Raw genomic sequence first — 12,718 nt, forward strand, 5'->3', positions numbered from 1 at the left:
CGGGGCGCCCTCGTAGGATTGCGCCAGGAAACCAGGAAACCAGGAAGACCGCAGCGAGTGTGCGGACTCGCCGCCGTAGAGATCCCCGTCGGGTGACCGCCCGGGCGGGGTGGACCCATCTCATCGGAGGCACATCCAGATGTCCGACCCGCAGACTGTTTCCGTTCCCGGCCGGATCATGGCGGCGGAGATGGCCGAGCAGCCGGCCGTCCTCCAGCGCATCCTCGACGAGGGCGCGCCCAAGATCCGCGACATCGCGGCCCAGATCGCCGCCCGCAGCCCCCGCTTCGTCCTGCTGACCGCGCGCGGCACGTCCGACAACGCGGCGCTCTACGCCAAGTACCTGATCGAGATTCTGCTCGGCAAGCCGGCCGGCCTGACCTCGATGTCCACCACCACCGCGTACGGCGCCAAGCCGGACCTCACCGATGTCCTGGTCATCACCGTCAGCCAGTCCGGCGGCTCGCCGGACCTGGTCGCCTCCACCAAGGCCGCCCGCGAGGCCGGGGCGATCACCCTCGCGGTCACCAACAACCCCGGCTCCCCGCTGGCCGAGGTCTCCGAGTTCCACATCGACGTGCTGGCCGGGCCGGAGAAGGCGCTGCCGGCCACCAAGACCTACACCGCCGAGCTGCTGGCGCTCTACCTGCTGGTCGAGGGCCTGCGCGGCGGGGACGGCTCGGCCGCCGAGGAGCTGCCCGCGCTGGCCGCCGGCGTGCTGTCCCGCCAGGCCGAGGTGAAGGCGCTGGCCGAGCGATACCGCTTCGCCCAGCGCCTGGTCATCACCTCGCGCGGCTACGGCTACCCGACCGCCCGTGAGGCGGCGCTCAAACTGATGGAGACCACGTACATCCCGGCCACCCCGTTCTCCGGCGCCGACCTGCTGCACGGCCCGCTGGCCATGGTGGACAACGTCTCGCCGGTCATCGCGATCGTCCCGGACGGCAAGGGAGGGGAGGCCCTGCAGCCGGTACTGGACCGGCTGCGCGGGCGCGGCGCGGACCTCATGGTGATCGGCCAGCAGGCCCAGGTGGACGCCGCCTCGGCGGGCTTCGCGCTGCCGGCCGGCGTGCCCGAGGAGGTCCAGCCGATCCTGGAGATCATGCCGCTGCAGCACCTGGCCTACGAGGTCACCATCGCCCGCGGCCAGGACCCGGACGCCCCGCGCGCCCTCGCCAAGGTCACCGAGACCCGCTGACGGGCGCAGCCGGATCGAACCGGCCCCCGTCCACAGGCTGTGGACGGGGGCCGGCCCTGTGAGCGGCGGAACATGGTTTCGACGGGGGAGCCCGACGGTCCGCCGCTGACGGTGAAGTGTCCGGAAAGCACTACGGGCCACGGCGCCGACACGGGACCCTCAACCCGTGCGGCACCGCAGCCCGGAGCTGTCGTCGGGCACCGGAGTCGACCGAGGACTGTGCGGGGTCCTCACTCGGTGGCGTCCGACCGAGGAGAAGGCGGCGCGCGGTCAGGGCAGTTGCGCGGCGGGTCTCTCCTTGGTGCCCTTTCATTGTGGACTAGACCAATCTGGGTTGTCCAGGTCGACCGGGAAAGTGGTCTAAACAACTCCGGACAGTCAGCGGCGGCCACCGCACGGTCCGCCGCGCCCGGCCCCGACCGGCGGCGCTACGCTCGCCATGTGCCCTCGCTGAACGAACTCGTCCGCCGCCACACCACCCTCACCGGGGCCGACGTGGAATGGCTCCACATGCTGGTCTCGGAGTGGCAGCTGCTCTCCGACCTCTCCTTCGCCGACCTGGTGCTGTGGATCCCCACCTGGGACGGCATCCGCTACGTCTCGGTGGCGCAGATGCGACCCAACACCGGACCCACCTCCTACCAGGACGACATGGTCGGCCACCTCGTCCCGCGCGGACGCCGCCCGCTGCTGGACGCCGCCTTCGACGAGGGGCGGATCGTGCGCGAGGGCGACCCCGAGTGGCGCGAGGAGGTCCCGGTCCGGGTCGAGTCCATCCCGGTCCGGCGTGAGGGCAAGGTGCTCGGGGTGATCGCCCGCAACACCAACCTGCTGACCGTCCGCACCCCCAGCCGGCTGGAGCTCACCTACCTGCAGAGCGCCTCCGACCTGGCCCAGATGATCGCCGCCGGCAGCTTCCCGTTCCCCGGCGTCGAGCAGGCCGACATGGATGCCGCGCCCCGGGTCGGCGACGGACTGATCCGGCTGGACGCGGACGGCGTCGTCACCTACGCCAGCCCCAACGCCCTCTCCGCGTACCACCGGCTCGGCCTCACCACCGACCTGGTCGGCAGCCACCTGGGCCGGGCCACCGCCGACCTCGCCCCGCCGTCCCGCTCGGCCGTCCACGAGGCGCTGGTGAAGCTGGCCAGTGGCTGGGCGCCGCGGCAGACCGAGGTGGAGGCGCAGGGGGGAGTGGTGACCCTGCGCGCGATCCCGCTCAAGCCCAAGGGCACCCTGACCGGTTCGCTGGTGCTCTGCCGGGACGTCACCGAGCTGCGCCGCCGTGACCGCGAGTTGATGACCAAGGACGCCACCATCCGGGAGATCCACCACCGGGTGAAGAACAACCTGCAGACCGTCGCCGCGCTGCTGCGGCTGCAGTCCCGCCGGATGGAGTCGGAGTCCGGCCGGGCCGCGCTGGACGAGGCGGTGCGCCGGGTCGGCTCGATCGCGATCGTGCACGAGACGCTCTCCCAGGCGTTGGACGAGCAGGTGGCCTTCGACGAGATCGCCGACCGGGTGCTGGCGATGGCGATGGAGCTGTCCCAGGACGGCCGGGTCGCGACCCGCCGCACCGGCAGCTTCGGCATCCTCTCCGCCGAGGTGGCCACCCCGCTGTCGATGGTGCTGACCGAGCTGCTGCAGAACGCGCTGGAGCACGCCTTCGGCCCGACGGCCTCCGGGAACCTGGAGGTGAGCGCGCTGCGCGGACGGGCGCCGGCGACCGGCATGGGCTGGTCGGACAGCTGGAACGGCGGCGCCCGGCCGGAGGAGTACCTGCTGATCACGGTGCAGGACGACGGCCGCGGCATGCCGGAGGGCTTCGACCCGAAGACGGCCGGCAACCTCGGGCTGCAGATCGTCCGGACGCTGGCCACCGGCGAGCTCGGCGGCACCTTCGACATGGTGGCCGGCCCGAACGGCGGCACCAAGGTGATCCTGGAGATCCCGGTCCGCTGAGGCCTGCCGGGAATTCGTCGCATCGGGGCGCTCGGCCGGGGCGTGCGCTCGGCGGAAGCGCCGGGTGCGCACTCCGCAAGCCCTTACGCGACGGACGCGGAAACAGAAACGAGGCCCTGTCGACCGGGGGGGGTGGGTCGACAGGGCCTCTCAACCCGTTCCGGCCGTCGGGGGGAGTCGGCCGGAACGGGGGCTCTGGGTGGTGCGACACCTCGCCGGTGCGTTGCACACGGTGAGCGCCTCAGCTCCACAGTATTGCTCTCAGTGAACAGTATCAAGTGGCTGGACGGTCCGGTGTCGCGGGACCTCGCCGGGCAAGGCCCTTTGTGCGGAAGGCTTCACCAGGAGGTGCAGGGAAGCCTTTGATCATGTGTTGATCGGTACGGCGGTTACTGCTGATGCTACGGCGTGTGATCAGACGGGGCTGATCAGGCGGTGCGGGCGCGGTTGCGGGCGGCACGGCGCTTCATCGCGCGGCGCTCGTCCTCGCTCATACCGCCCCAGACGCCGGCGTCCTGGCCGGTCTCGAGAGCCCACTGGAGGCACTGCTCCATCACCGGACAGCGGCGGCACACGGCCTTGGCTTCCTCGATCTGCAGCAGAGCAGGACCGGTGTTCCCGATCGGGAAGAACAGCTCCGGGTCCTCTTCGCGGCAGACAGCGCGGTGGCGCCAGTCCATGGTCGTCCAACTCCTCCTGCCGCGGGGGTGACCCGATCGGCATAATCGAATGGCTTGTGAATGTGAACGCTTTCACGAATCCCACAACAGCAAAAGAGACCAAAGGCCCGCCGGGGCCCGGGTGGTCTGCGCTTGGGGGATTCGGCGATTCGAGGGACACCCCGCGGTCGGTGCTCCTGTGGTTCCGGAGTCGCCGTCGCTGCGATGTGTCCCGATCGCCATGTAGAGGTTCGCAAACCTCGGGCTCGGATACAACCCCCTTCGGGGAGGAATTTTTGATTCTTCGGTGTCGCCTAGCTCACAGCCAGTACTTCCATGGAGTGAAGGGGGCTTGTGCGTTCGAGAAGAAGGGTGAACCCCACTTCCGGTCACACAATCACACGCAGTGCCCGCCGTACGCCTGTGAAACTGACGCGACTCCGGTCTCCAAGATGGTCCCCGTCCACCTGGAACGGGGCGGGTTCCTGGGAAACCAAGGTGAAGTGTTTGACGTCGTGATAGGAGACGACGTGTTTTCCGGACGGGCCGACCGCCGGGGCGCCGTCGCTCGAAGGCGCGTGCGACCGCAGGATCTGACGGATCGTTCGAGCCGTACCGAACGCCGTCATCACGGTGATTCCGAAGACGTCCAGATCCGTGTCGAAGGAGGCGAGCGGCGAGGGGTAGACCGGACGGTTGCCGAGGAAGGTCCACGGCGAGGTGTTGCTCACTATCGCCAGGACCAGGCCCGGCACGGCCTCGTGGCCCGGCAGTTCCAGGGTCACCGGGCCTCTGCGGCGCTGCTCACGCTGGGTGAAGTAGTGCCGGATCGCCTGCCCCACGTAGAGGGCGTGGGTGGACTTGCGCCCGGCCTGGCGCTGCTCCTCGACCCGGCCGACCACCCCGGCGTCGAAGCCGAGGCCGGCGGTGAAGGTGAACCAGCGGTCCGGCAGGCCGTCGGTCATCGCCTTGCCCAGCCCGATCGGCCGCTCCTGCCCCTGCTCCAGCGCGTTCAGCAGGGCGCCGGTGGCCTCCACCGGGTCGTTGGGCAGGCCCAGCGCGCGGGCGAAGACATTGGTCGAACCGCCCGGCACCACGGCCAGTCGCGGGACCTTCTCGCCCGGGCCCTGCGCCAGCAGCCCGTTCACCACCTCGTTGACGGTGCCGTCACCGCCCAGCGCCACCACCAGGTCGACCGTGCCGTCCTGCGCCGCCTCACGGGCCAGGTCGCGCGCGTGGCCCCGGTACTGCGTCTCGGCGACCTCCAGCTTGAGGTCGCTGCGCAGGGCGTGGATCAGCACGTCTCTGGTCCGGCCACTGGTGGTGGTGGCCTTGTGGTTCACGACCAGGAGAGCGCGCATGGGGAAAGCCTACGGGTCGGTACGGACCGACCGGCGGCTACCCTGCTGGAGTGACCGCAGAAACCCCCGCACCCGCACCCGCTCGCCCGGTTTCGCTCACCCTGGGCGCCGCCATCACTGCCCTGGAGGGCGCCGCGCTGGCCGTCGTCGGCGTCTCGGACATGGTGTCCGCGCTGTCCGGCCAGGCCAAGCAGCTGGCCCTGAACGAGTTCGGCGGCCTGGTCATCGTGCTGCTCGGCGTGCTGCCGATGCTGGCCGCCCGCGCGCTGCTCAAGGAGCGCCGCTGGGGCCGCAGCCCGGCCGTGCTGACCAACTCGATCTGCCTGCCGGTCGCGTACTACATGATCCAGAGCGGCGGCGCGATGATCGCGGTCGGCGCGGTGGTCGGACTGCTCGGTCTGGTGGGCATCGGCTCGCTGCTGAACCCGAAGTCGACGGCGGCCCTGTACACCCAGCACGAGGGCTGAGCGCACAGGGCCGCCAGGGTCCTGAAGCCCGCTGGGCCGAAGCCTGCTGAGCGGCCGCTCGAAGGAGCTGAGCGGCCGTCAGCCCTACTCCTCCACCAGGAGCTTCTCCCGCAGCTGGGCCAAGGTCCGCGCCAGCAGCCGGGACACGTGCATCTGGGAGATCCCCACCTCGGCGGCGATCTGCGACTGGGTCATGTTCCGGAAGAACCGCAGCACCAGGATCTTCTGCTCGCGGGGCGGCAGTTGGGCCAGCAGCGGCTTGAGCGACTCGCGGTACTCGACGCCCTCCAGCGCCTCGTCGGTGGCGCCCAGGGTGTCCGCGACGGCCGGCGACTCGTCGTCGCTGTCCGGCACGTCCAGGGACAGCGTGGAGTACGCGTTGGCGGACTCCAGGCCCTCCAGGACGTCCTCCTCGGAGATCCCCAGGTGCTCGGCCAGCTCGTGCACCGTGGGGGAGCGGCCGTGCCGCTGGGAGAGCTCGCTGGTCGCCGTGGTGAGCGACAGCCGCAGCTCCTGCAGGCGGCGCGGGACGCGCACCGCCCAGCCCTTGTCGCGGAAGTGCCGCTTGATCTCGCCGACGATGGTCGGCGTCGCGTAGGTGGAGAACTCGACCCCGCGCTCGTGGTCGAAGCGGTCCACCGACTTGATCAGCCCGATGGTGGCGACCTGGGTCAGGTCGTCCAGCGGCTCGCCCCGGTTGCGGAAGCGCCGGGCCAGGTGCTCGACCAGCGGGATGTGCATCCGCACCAGCTGGTTGCGCAGCTCGACGCGCTCCGGGGAGCCCTCGGGCAGTGCGGACAGCCGGACGAACAACGCGCGGGCGGCCTCCCGGTCCGGGGCGCCGCTGCGGTGCGAGCCGCCCTGGGCGGGCACGGCGCCGTGCAGCTCCGCGGCCCCGTCCGCCTGGTCCGGTGGAGGCGTGGAGGCGGGCGTCGGCTCAGACGTCGGCTCGGTCGGGTGGCTCATCCGGTGGGCGTCCTTCGGGTGCGCTTCGTCGTTGGCGGCGAGGCCGGGAACGCTCGCCTGGGTCGGTACGGCAGGGCCCGCCGTCGCGAGGCCGGTACGGTCCAGATCACTCACGGCCATTCCCCCGTTCCGTTCCGGGAGCACCGGGGCCGTCGACCCCGGCATCGTCTCGTTGGTCGTACCGCGTGGGGGCGGTACCGGGAGCCGCCCGCCGGGCCCCGGTGGGGGAGCGGCGGACGGCCCTTGCAGGGTGCTGCTCGGTGCCCGGCTAGTGGGCGGCGGACCCGCCGCGCTTCTTGTGCAGGCTGATCGACACGGTGTTGTCCTCGTCGACCGAGGAGTCGACCTCGCCGGCCAGCGCGGAGAGCACCGTCCACGCGAAGGTGTCCCGTTCGGGCGCCTTGCCGTCCGTGGTGGGAGCGGCGACGGTCACCTTCAGCGAGTCGCCGACCAGGCGGAACTCGCAGGACAGTACGGAGCCGGGTACCGCCTGCTGGAGCAGGATGGCGCAGGCCTCGTCCACCGCGATCCGCAGGTCCTCGATCTCGTCGAGGGTGAAGTCCAACCGGGCCGCGAGCCCGGCCGTCGCTGTTCGCAGCACGGAGAGGTAGGCCCCCGCCGCGGGCAGCCGGACCTCCACGAAGTCCTGAACTCCGAGATCGCTGTCGATCTGGGACACCCTTGCCTCCTGGGTGACGCGCTGTGCTTGCTTGGTACCCCCGCTGGGGGCCTTGCTACCGCTGTTACTACCGCTGTTGCTACCCCGCGAAGGGGCGCCGGTACCGCTGATCCGCCATCGCCGCGGGTGTTCCGCGCCCCGGTGCGAGAGTTACTCATGGTAAGGCATTGCGACGCTGGGTGGCAGGGCCTTTGCCCGTACTCACCGGTCGGTTCGGCGACTTCTCAGCGACTTCTCAACAACTCTCAACGACTGCCGGCGGCGGTCAGTGCCTCGCCGGTGAGCCGGTAGACGGTCCACTCGTCCATCGGCACCGCGCCGAGCGACTTGTAGAAGTCGATCGAGGGCTGGTTCCAGTCGAGCACCGACCACTCCACCCGCGCGTAGCCGCGCTCGACGGCGATCCGCGCGAGCTCCAGCAGGAGCGCCTTGCCGTGGCCGCCGCCACGGGCCTCCGGGCGGACGTAGAGGTCCTCCAGGTAGATCCCGTGGGTGCCGCGCCAGGTCGAGAAGTTGAGGAACCAGACCGCGAAGCCGACCGTCTCGCCGGTGGTGTCGTCCTCGGCGATCAGGCCGAACAGGGCCGGGTTGGCGCCGAACAGTGCGTCGCGCAGCTGCTCCTCGGTGGCCACCGCCTCCTGCGGGGCCTTCTCGTAGTCCGCGAGCTCGCGGATCATGGTCAGGATGACGGGGACGTCGGTGACGACGGCGGTGCGGATCATGCCGCGAGCCTACTGCTCGGGTCCGGTCTCGTCCCAGGCCTGGATCGAGGTCTGGTCGACGATCCGGCCGTCCCGCAGGTCGGCCATCGAGGACATCAGCACCCGCACGCCGTCGGGGTAACGGCAGGACTCCAGGAAGGCGACGTGGTCGCCCTGGACCACCACCTGTTCCAGTTTGTGGGTCATCTCGCGGCCGTAGATGTCGTTCAGCATGGCGCCGATCTCGTCCCGCCCGTGCATCACCAGGGGGTGGCTGGGCTGGGTCTTGCGGTCGACCACGCGGAGTTCGGCGTCCTCGGCGTACAGGGCCAGCAGGGCCTCGGAGTCGCAGCGCTCGATGCCCTCGCGCAGGGCCCGGGTGTCGAAGGCGGACGGCGCCGCCATGGTGGTCATGATCTCGCTCCTCCGGTCAGGTCCGTCGGCTCGTACCTCTGAGCGTACGCCCGGCGGACCCGGTCGGAAGCGGCGCTGCCCGGGCCGGTCAGCGGGCCGGGACGGTGCGCAGGTAGTCGGCCAGGGTGCTGATCGCGGCCGGGTTGCGCGGGCTCTCGACCAAGGTCGACGTAGTCCATGACCACGATCACCTCGGGGTCGCGCCGCACCACGCTCTCCCAGCCCGCGGTGACCCAGGTGTCGGCGAGGTCGCCCATGATGTTGGCCCCGCCGGCCTTGTCGATGATCTGGTTGGCGGCGGCGAACTTCCCTGCGGTGTACGGCTTGTCCTGCCCGCTGTCGTACAGGAAGACGGACGGGCGGCGCCCGGGCTGCGGGACGGCGGCGATCTTCGCCCTGAAGTCGGAGACCAGGCGGTCGGCGCGGTCCCTGACGTCGAAGATCTCGCCGAGGTTGGCGAGGTCGGTGTAGAGCGCCTCCAGCGGGTCCATCACCCCGCGCTCGGGGCCCTTGCCGCTGCGGCAGGACTCGCTGAGCACGTAGGAGTCGACGCCGAGGGCCTTGAACGCCTGCGGGGTGACCCCGCTGCCCTCGTCGAAGCCGTAGTGCCAGCCGGCGAAGACCAGGTCGGCCCTGGCGTCCAGCGCCTGTGCCGTACGAGCCGGCCGACTGGCTCGGCGTGGACCAGGCAGCCCTTACCGGGCATGGATCGGGCGTGAACGCGCGACCGCCCCCGTCCGACGGGCGGACGGGGGCGGCCGGGTGGCGACGCGTCAGGCTCAGGCCTGCTTGGTCTCCCAGAAGATCTTGTCGACCTCGGCGATCAGGTCCAGCAGGGCCTGGCCGGTGGCCGGGTCGGTGGACGCCTTGGCGGCCGAGGCGGCCTTCAGGGTGTCGTTGATCAGCTTGTGCAGCTGGGGGTACTTCTCGAAGTGCGGGGCCTTGAAGTAGTCGCTCCACAGCACCGAGATGTGGTGCTTGACGGCCTCGGCGCGCTGCTCCTTGATGATGATGGCGCGGGCGCGGAAGTGCGGGTCCTCGTTGGCCTGGTACTTCTCCTGGGTGGCCTTGACCGACTCGGCCTCCAGCTTGGCCTGGGCCGGGTCGTACACGCCGCAGGGCAGGTCGCAGTGGGCGTGAGCGGTGGCGCGAGGTGCAAACAGACGAGAGAACATGGGAGTCCTTCCTTAGATCGTCTTCCCGCGCCCGAGATTACCCTTCCGTCCGCCGGGTTTCGCGATCGGGCGGTGGGCCTAGGGCGAAAGGCGGACCCGGAACCGGGGTAATCCGGACATCGAACGGATGACGGTCCGTACGGCAGACTGGGTGCGGACGGTCCGGGAGGAGGAGTCGTGGCGCGGAGCGCGGACCCGCAGGGTGGTGCGGGCGGCGGCGTGGTGCCGTTCGGGCTGATCGACGTGGCGGGCCCGTCGATGGTCCCGACCCTGCGCGAGGGCGACCAGCTGCTGGTCCGCTACGGCGCGCCGATCCGGCCGGGCGCGGTGGTGCTGTTCCGGCACCCCCTCCAGCAGGACCTGCTGGTGGTGAAGCGGGCGGCCGAGCGCCGCCCGAAGGGCTGGTGGCTGCTGTCCGACAACCGGCCGGTGGGCAGTGACAGTCGCAGCTACGGCCCGGTCCCGGACGACCTGGTGCTCGGCCGGGTGCTGCTGCGGCTGCGCCCGAGCCCGGCCTGGCTGGCGCCGGGCCGCCGGCTGGAGCGGCTGCTGCTCGGCCCCCGGCTGGCCCGGGTGCCGGGCCTGGCCCGCCGTCTCGGGGTCTTCGTCGAAGAGCTCTGAGGCCTACTGCCCGGCGCTGAGCGCCGCCTCGGCCTCCTGGCGCTTGCGAGCCCGGTAGGCGGCCACGTTGGCGCGGGTCGCGCAGCGGTCCGAGCAGTAGCGGCGGGAGCGGTTGGTCGAGGTGTCCAGGTAGGCGTTGCGGCAGGGCGCGGCCTGGCAGATGCCGAGCCGGTCGGCGCCCAGTTCGGTGAGGTGGACGGCCAGGCCCATGCAGGCGACCGCGCTGAAGTGGGCGGTGGCGGTCGGCGAGTTGTCGGCCAGGTGCAGGTGCCAGCGCGGCCGGCCGGCGTCGTCCAGGTAGTCGTGCCCGGAGACCAGCGGGCTGACGGGGTACTCCATCAGCAGGCTGTTCAGCAGGTCGACGGCCCGGACCTCGTCCCCCTCGGCGGCGGCCTCGAACACCCCGCGCAGCCTGGTCCGCACGCCCCGCAGCCGGGGCACGTCGGACTCGTCGGCCAGCGTGGCGGCCCGGGAGGAGTCGGAGAACAGGGCGCGCACCGCGTCCACCGAGGTCAGCGTGTCGGTGCCGCGCTCGGGTTCCTCGGTGTTCACCAGCCGAACGGCGAGATCGGCGTACGAGGCGAGCTCCACGGCAGTCCTTCCAGAGATTTCGGTAACGGGCCGGATGCTTCCAGCCTATTACCAGGCTGGGGAAAGCGTCGGCGCCCGGCAGGAAAGGTGCCTGCCGGGCGCCGATCGTGCGGGGTCAGAGCACCTTGGAGAGGAATGCCCTGGTCCGCTCGTGCTGCGGGTTGGTGAGCACCTCGCGGGGGTTGCCGGACTCGACCACCACACCGCCGTCCATGAACACCAGAGCGTCGCCGACCTCGCGGGCGAAGCCCATCTCGTGGGTGACGACCACCATGGTCATGCCCTCCTCGGCGAGGCCGCGCATGACGTCCAGGACGTCGCCGACCAGCTCCGGGTCGAGCGCTGACGTGGGCTCGTCGAAGAGCATCAGCTTGGGCTTCATGGCCAGCGCACGGGCGATGGCCACGCGCTGCTGCTGGCCGCCGGAGAGCTGCGAGGGGTAGTTCTTCGCCTTGTCGGCGAGGCCGACCCGCTCCAGCAGGGCCATGCCACGCTCGCGGGCGTCGGCCTTGCTCTCGCCCTTGACCTGGACCGGCGCCTCCATGATGTTCTCTATGGCGGTCATGTGCGGGAACAGGTTGAAGCGCTGGAACACCATGCCGATGTCGCGGCGCTTCAGGGCGACCTCGCGGTCCTTGAGCTCGTGGAGCTTGTCGCCCTTCTGCCGGTAGCCGACCAGCTCGCCGTCCACCCAGAGGCGGCCGCCGTTGATCTTCTCCAGGTGGTTGATGCACCGCAGGAAGGTCGACTTGCCGGAGCCGGACGGTCCGATCAGGCAGAACACCTCGCGCTGCTTGACCTCCAGGTCGATGCCCTTGAGGACCTCGACCGAGCCGTAGGACTTGTGCACCGCCTCGGCGCGGACCATGGGCTCGGTGGCCGCGACGGAGTCGGCGGGCGACTTGGTCAGATCGGTCATACGTGACCACCTCCCTCAAGCCCCGGGACGACGTCGGCGGTCGTCTTCGGGGTGGGCTTCCCGGCGAACAGGCCCCGCAGCCGTTGCAGCGGGGTGGGCGGGAGGGTGCGGTTGGAGCCGCGGGCGTAGTAGCGCTCGATGTAGTACTGGCCGATGGTCAGCACGGAGGTGAAGAACAGGTACCAGAGGCTGACCACGATCAGCAGCGGGATGTTCTGGTAGTTCCGAGAGTAGATGACCTGGCCGGCCCGGAAGATCTCCTCCAGGGAGATCACGGAGACCAGCGAGGTGGTCTTGAGCATCGAGATGGTCTCGTTGCCGGTCGGCGGGATGATCACCCGCATGGCCTGCGGCAGGACGACCCGCCGCATGGTCTGGAACCGGCTCATGCCGAGCGCGTGCGCGGCCTCGGTCTGGCCCTCGTCCACCGACTGGATGCCGCCGCGGACGATCTCCGCCATGTAGGCGGCCTCGTTGAGACCGAGGCCCAGCAGCGCGGCGACGAAGGTCGGGATCAGGACGTTGGTCTGCTCGGACCAGAACTCCGGTCCCCACGGGACGCCGATCGACAGCTTGGCCCAGATCAGGCCGAGGAAGTTCCAGATCACCAGCTGCACCAGCACCGGGGTGCCGCGGAAGACCCAGATGTAGACCCAGGCGGTGCCTGCCAGCAGTGGGTTCGGGGACAGGCGCATCACCGCGAGGATGATGCCGCCGACCACACCCATGAGCATGGAGAGTGCGGTCAGCTCCAGTGTCACGACCATGCCGTGCACGATGCTGTCGTGGAACAGGTACTGCCCGACGACGTCCCACTTGAATGCGGGGTTGGTGATGAGGGCGCTCAGCAGCATCGCCGCGAGCAGGGCGATGACGACTGCGCCCGCCCAGCGTCCGGGGTGGCGAACCGGGACGGCCTTGATGGTCTCAGGCCGTCCCTGCCCAGCCGTCCCCTTGTCCAAAGAGTTCACGGTGTGGCCTCGGGGGAGAGATGAAGCGTACGAG

Annotated in this window: 14 protein-coding genes and 1 pseudogene; 4 read left to right on the forward strand and 11 right to left on the reverse strand. The window is 70.5% G+C overall.

Going from position 1 to position 12,718, the window contains the following annotated elements:
• Window positions 1–139: 139 nt before the first annotated feature.
• Together ACIRYZ_RS11835 and ACIRYZ_RS11840 are read left to right on the forward strand one after the other, a co-directional pair.
• Window positions 140–1,198: an SIS domain-containing protein gene (locus tag ACIRYZ_RS11835; RefSeq protein ID WP_402942395.1), complete on the forward strand. Its 1,059-nt coding sequence runs from the start codon at window positions 140–142 to the stop codon at window positions 1,196–1,198.
• A gap of 441 nt (window positions 1,199–1,639) precedes the next feature.
• Complete coding sequence (locus tag ACIRYZ_RS11840; RefSeq protein ID WP_402942398.1) at window positions 1,640–3,160, forward strand: sensor histidine kinase; 1,521 nt, start codon at window positions 1,640–1,642, stop codon at window positions 3,158–3,160.
• A 428-nt stretch (window positions 3,161–3,588) separates the two neighbouring features.
• Here the strand turns inward: ACIRYZ_RS11840 and ACIRYZ_RS11845 are convergent, their stop codons facing one another.
• Together ACIRYZ_RS11845 and ACIRYZ_RS11850 are read right to left on the reverse strand one after the other, a co-directional pair.
• Window positions 3,589–3,840 carry a WhiB family transcriptional regulator gene (locus ACIRYZ_RS11845; RefSeq protein ID WP_014138019.1) on the reverse strand — a complete coding sequence of 84 codons (252 nt, stop codon included), beginning with the start codon at window positions 3,838–3,840 and terminating at the stop codon, window positions 3,589–3,591.
• Window positions 3,841–4,208: 368 nt separating this feature from the next.
• On the reverse strand, window positions 4,209–5,180 hold the full coding sequence (locus ACIRYZ_RS11850) for a diacylglycerol/lipid kinase family protein (RefSeq protein ID WP_402942401.1): 972 nt from the start codon (window positions 5,178–5,180) through the stop codon (window positions 4,209–4,211).
• 50 nt (window positions 5,181–5,230) lie between these two features.
• Between ACIRYZ_RS11850 and ACIRYZ_RS11855 the strand changes: the two genes are divergently transcribed.
• On the forward strand, window positions 5,231–5,647 hold the full coding sequence (locus ACIRYZ_RS11855; RefSeq protein ID WP_387629042.1) for a hypothetical protein: 417 nt from the start codon (window positions 5,231–5,233) through the stop codon (window positions 5,645–5,647).
• 84 nt (window positions 5,648–5,731) lie between these two features.
• Here the strand turns inward: ACIRYZ_RS11855 and ACIRYZ_RS11860 are convergent, their stop codons facing one another.
• From ACIRYZ_RS11860 to sodN, 6 genes and pseudogenes are all read right to left on the reverse strand, one after another.
• Window positions 5,732–6,613 carry an RNA polymerase sigma factor SigF gene (locus ACIRYZ_RS11860; protein ID WP_402942667.1) on the reverse strand — a complete coding sequence of 294 codons (882 nt, stop codon included), beginning with the start codon at window positions 6,611–6,613 and terminating at the stop codon, window positions 5,732–5,734.
• A 268-nt stretch (window positions 6,614–6,881) separates the two neighbouring features.
• Entirely contained in the window at window positions 6,882–7,292 is a 411-nt protein-coding gene (locus ACIRYZ_RS11865) for an anti-sigma regulatory factor (protein ID WP_359966134.1), read from the reverse strand.
• 245 nt (window positions 7,293–7,537) lie between these two features.
• Entirely contained in the window at window positions 7,538–8,014 is a 477-nt protein-coding gene (locus ACIRYZ_RS11870; RefSeq protein WP_393025025.1) for a GNAT family N-acetyltransferase, read from the reverse strand.
• A 9-nt stretch (window positions 8,015–8,023) separates the two neighbouring features.
• The gene (locus tag ACIRYZ_RS11875; protein WP_393025027.1) at window positions 8,024–8,407 is read right to left on the reverse strand and encodes a nuclear transport factor 2 family protein; all 384 of its coding nucleotides are present in this window, start codon (window positions 8,405–8,407) and stop codon (window positions 8,024–8,026) included.
• A gap of 88 nt (window positions 8,408–8,495) precedes the next feature.
• Window positions 8,496–9,051, reverse strand: a pseudogene (locus tag ACIRYZ_RS11880) (ABC transporter substrate-binding protein); the annotation flags it as partial.
• Between the two features lie 135 nt (window positions 9,052–9,186).
• Window positions 9,187–9,582, reverse strand: a complete 396-nt coding sequence (gene sodN, locus ACIRYZ_RS11885) for a superoxide dismutase, Ni (protein ID WP_030057980.1) — start codon at window positions 9,580–9,582, stop codon at window positions 9,187–9,189.
• Between the two features lie 258 nt (window positions 9,583–9,840).
• Between sodN and sodX the strand changes: the two genes are divergently transcribed.
• A complete protein-coding gene (gene sodX, locus ACIRYZ_RS11890; protein ID WP_402942670.1) occupies window positions 9,841–10,203 on the forward strand; it encodes a nickel-type superoxide dismutase maturation protease in 363 nt (120 codons plus the stop codon).
• 3 nt (window positions 10,204–10,206) lie between these two features.
• Here sodX and ACIRYZ_RS11895 read toward each other — a convergent pair whose 3' ends face one another.
• The 3 genes from ACIRYZ_RS11895 to ACIRYZ_RS11905 form a co-directional block, all read right to left on the reverse strand.
• Window positions 10,207–10,794, reverse strand: a complete 588-nt coding sequence (locus tag ACIRYZ_RS11895) for a CGNR zinc finger domain-containing protein (protein WP_402942405.1) — start codon at window positions 10,792–10,794, stop codon at window positions 10,207–10,209.
• 115 nt (window positions 10,795–10,909) lie between these two features.
• A complete protein-coding gene (locus ACIRYZ_RS11900; RefSeq protein WP_402942672.1) occupies window positions 10,910–11,662 on the reverse strand; it encodes an amino acid ABC transporter ATP-binding protein in 753 nt (250 codons plus the stop codon).
• Between the two features lie 47 nt (window positions 11,663–11,709).
• Window positions 11,710–12,684 carry an amino acid ABC transporter permease gene (locus ACIRYZ_RS11905; RefSeq protein ID WP_402942408.1) on the reverse strand — a complete coding sequence of 325 codons (975 nt, stop codon included), beginning with the start codon at window positions 12,682–12,684 and terminating at the stop codon, window positions 11,710–11,712.
• Between the last annotated feature and the right edge of the window lie 34 nt (window positions 12,685–12,718).

The sequence above is a fragment of the Kitasatospora sp. NPDC101155 genome (genome assembly GCF_044768305.1).
In the GTDB taxonomy this organism is placed as follows: domain Bacteria; phylum Actinomycetota; class Actinomycetes; order Streptomycetales; family Streptomycetaceae; genus Kitasatospora.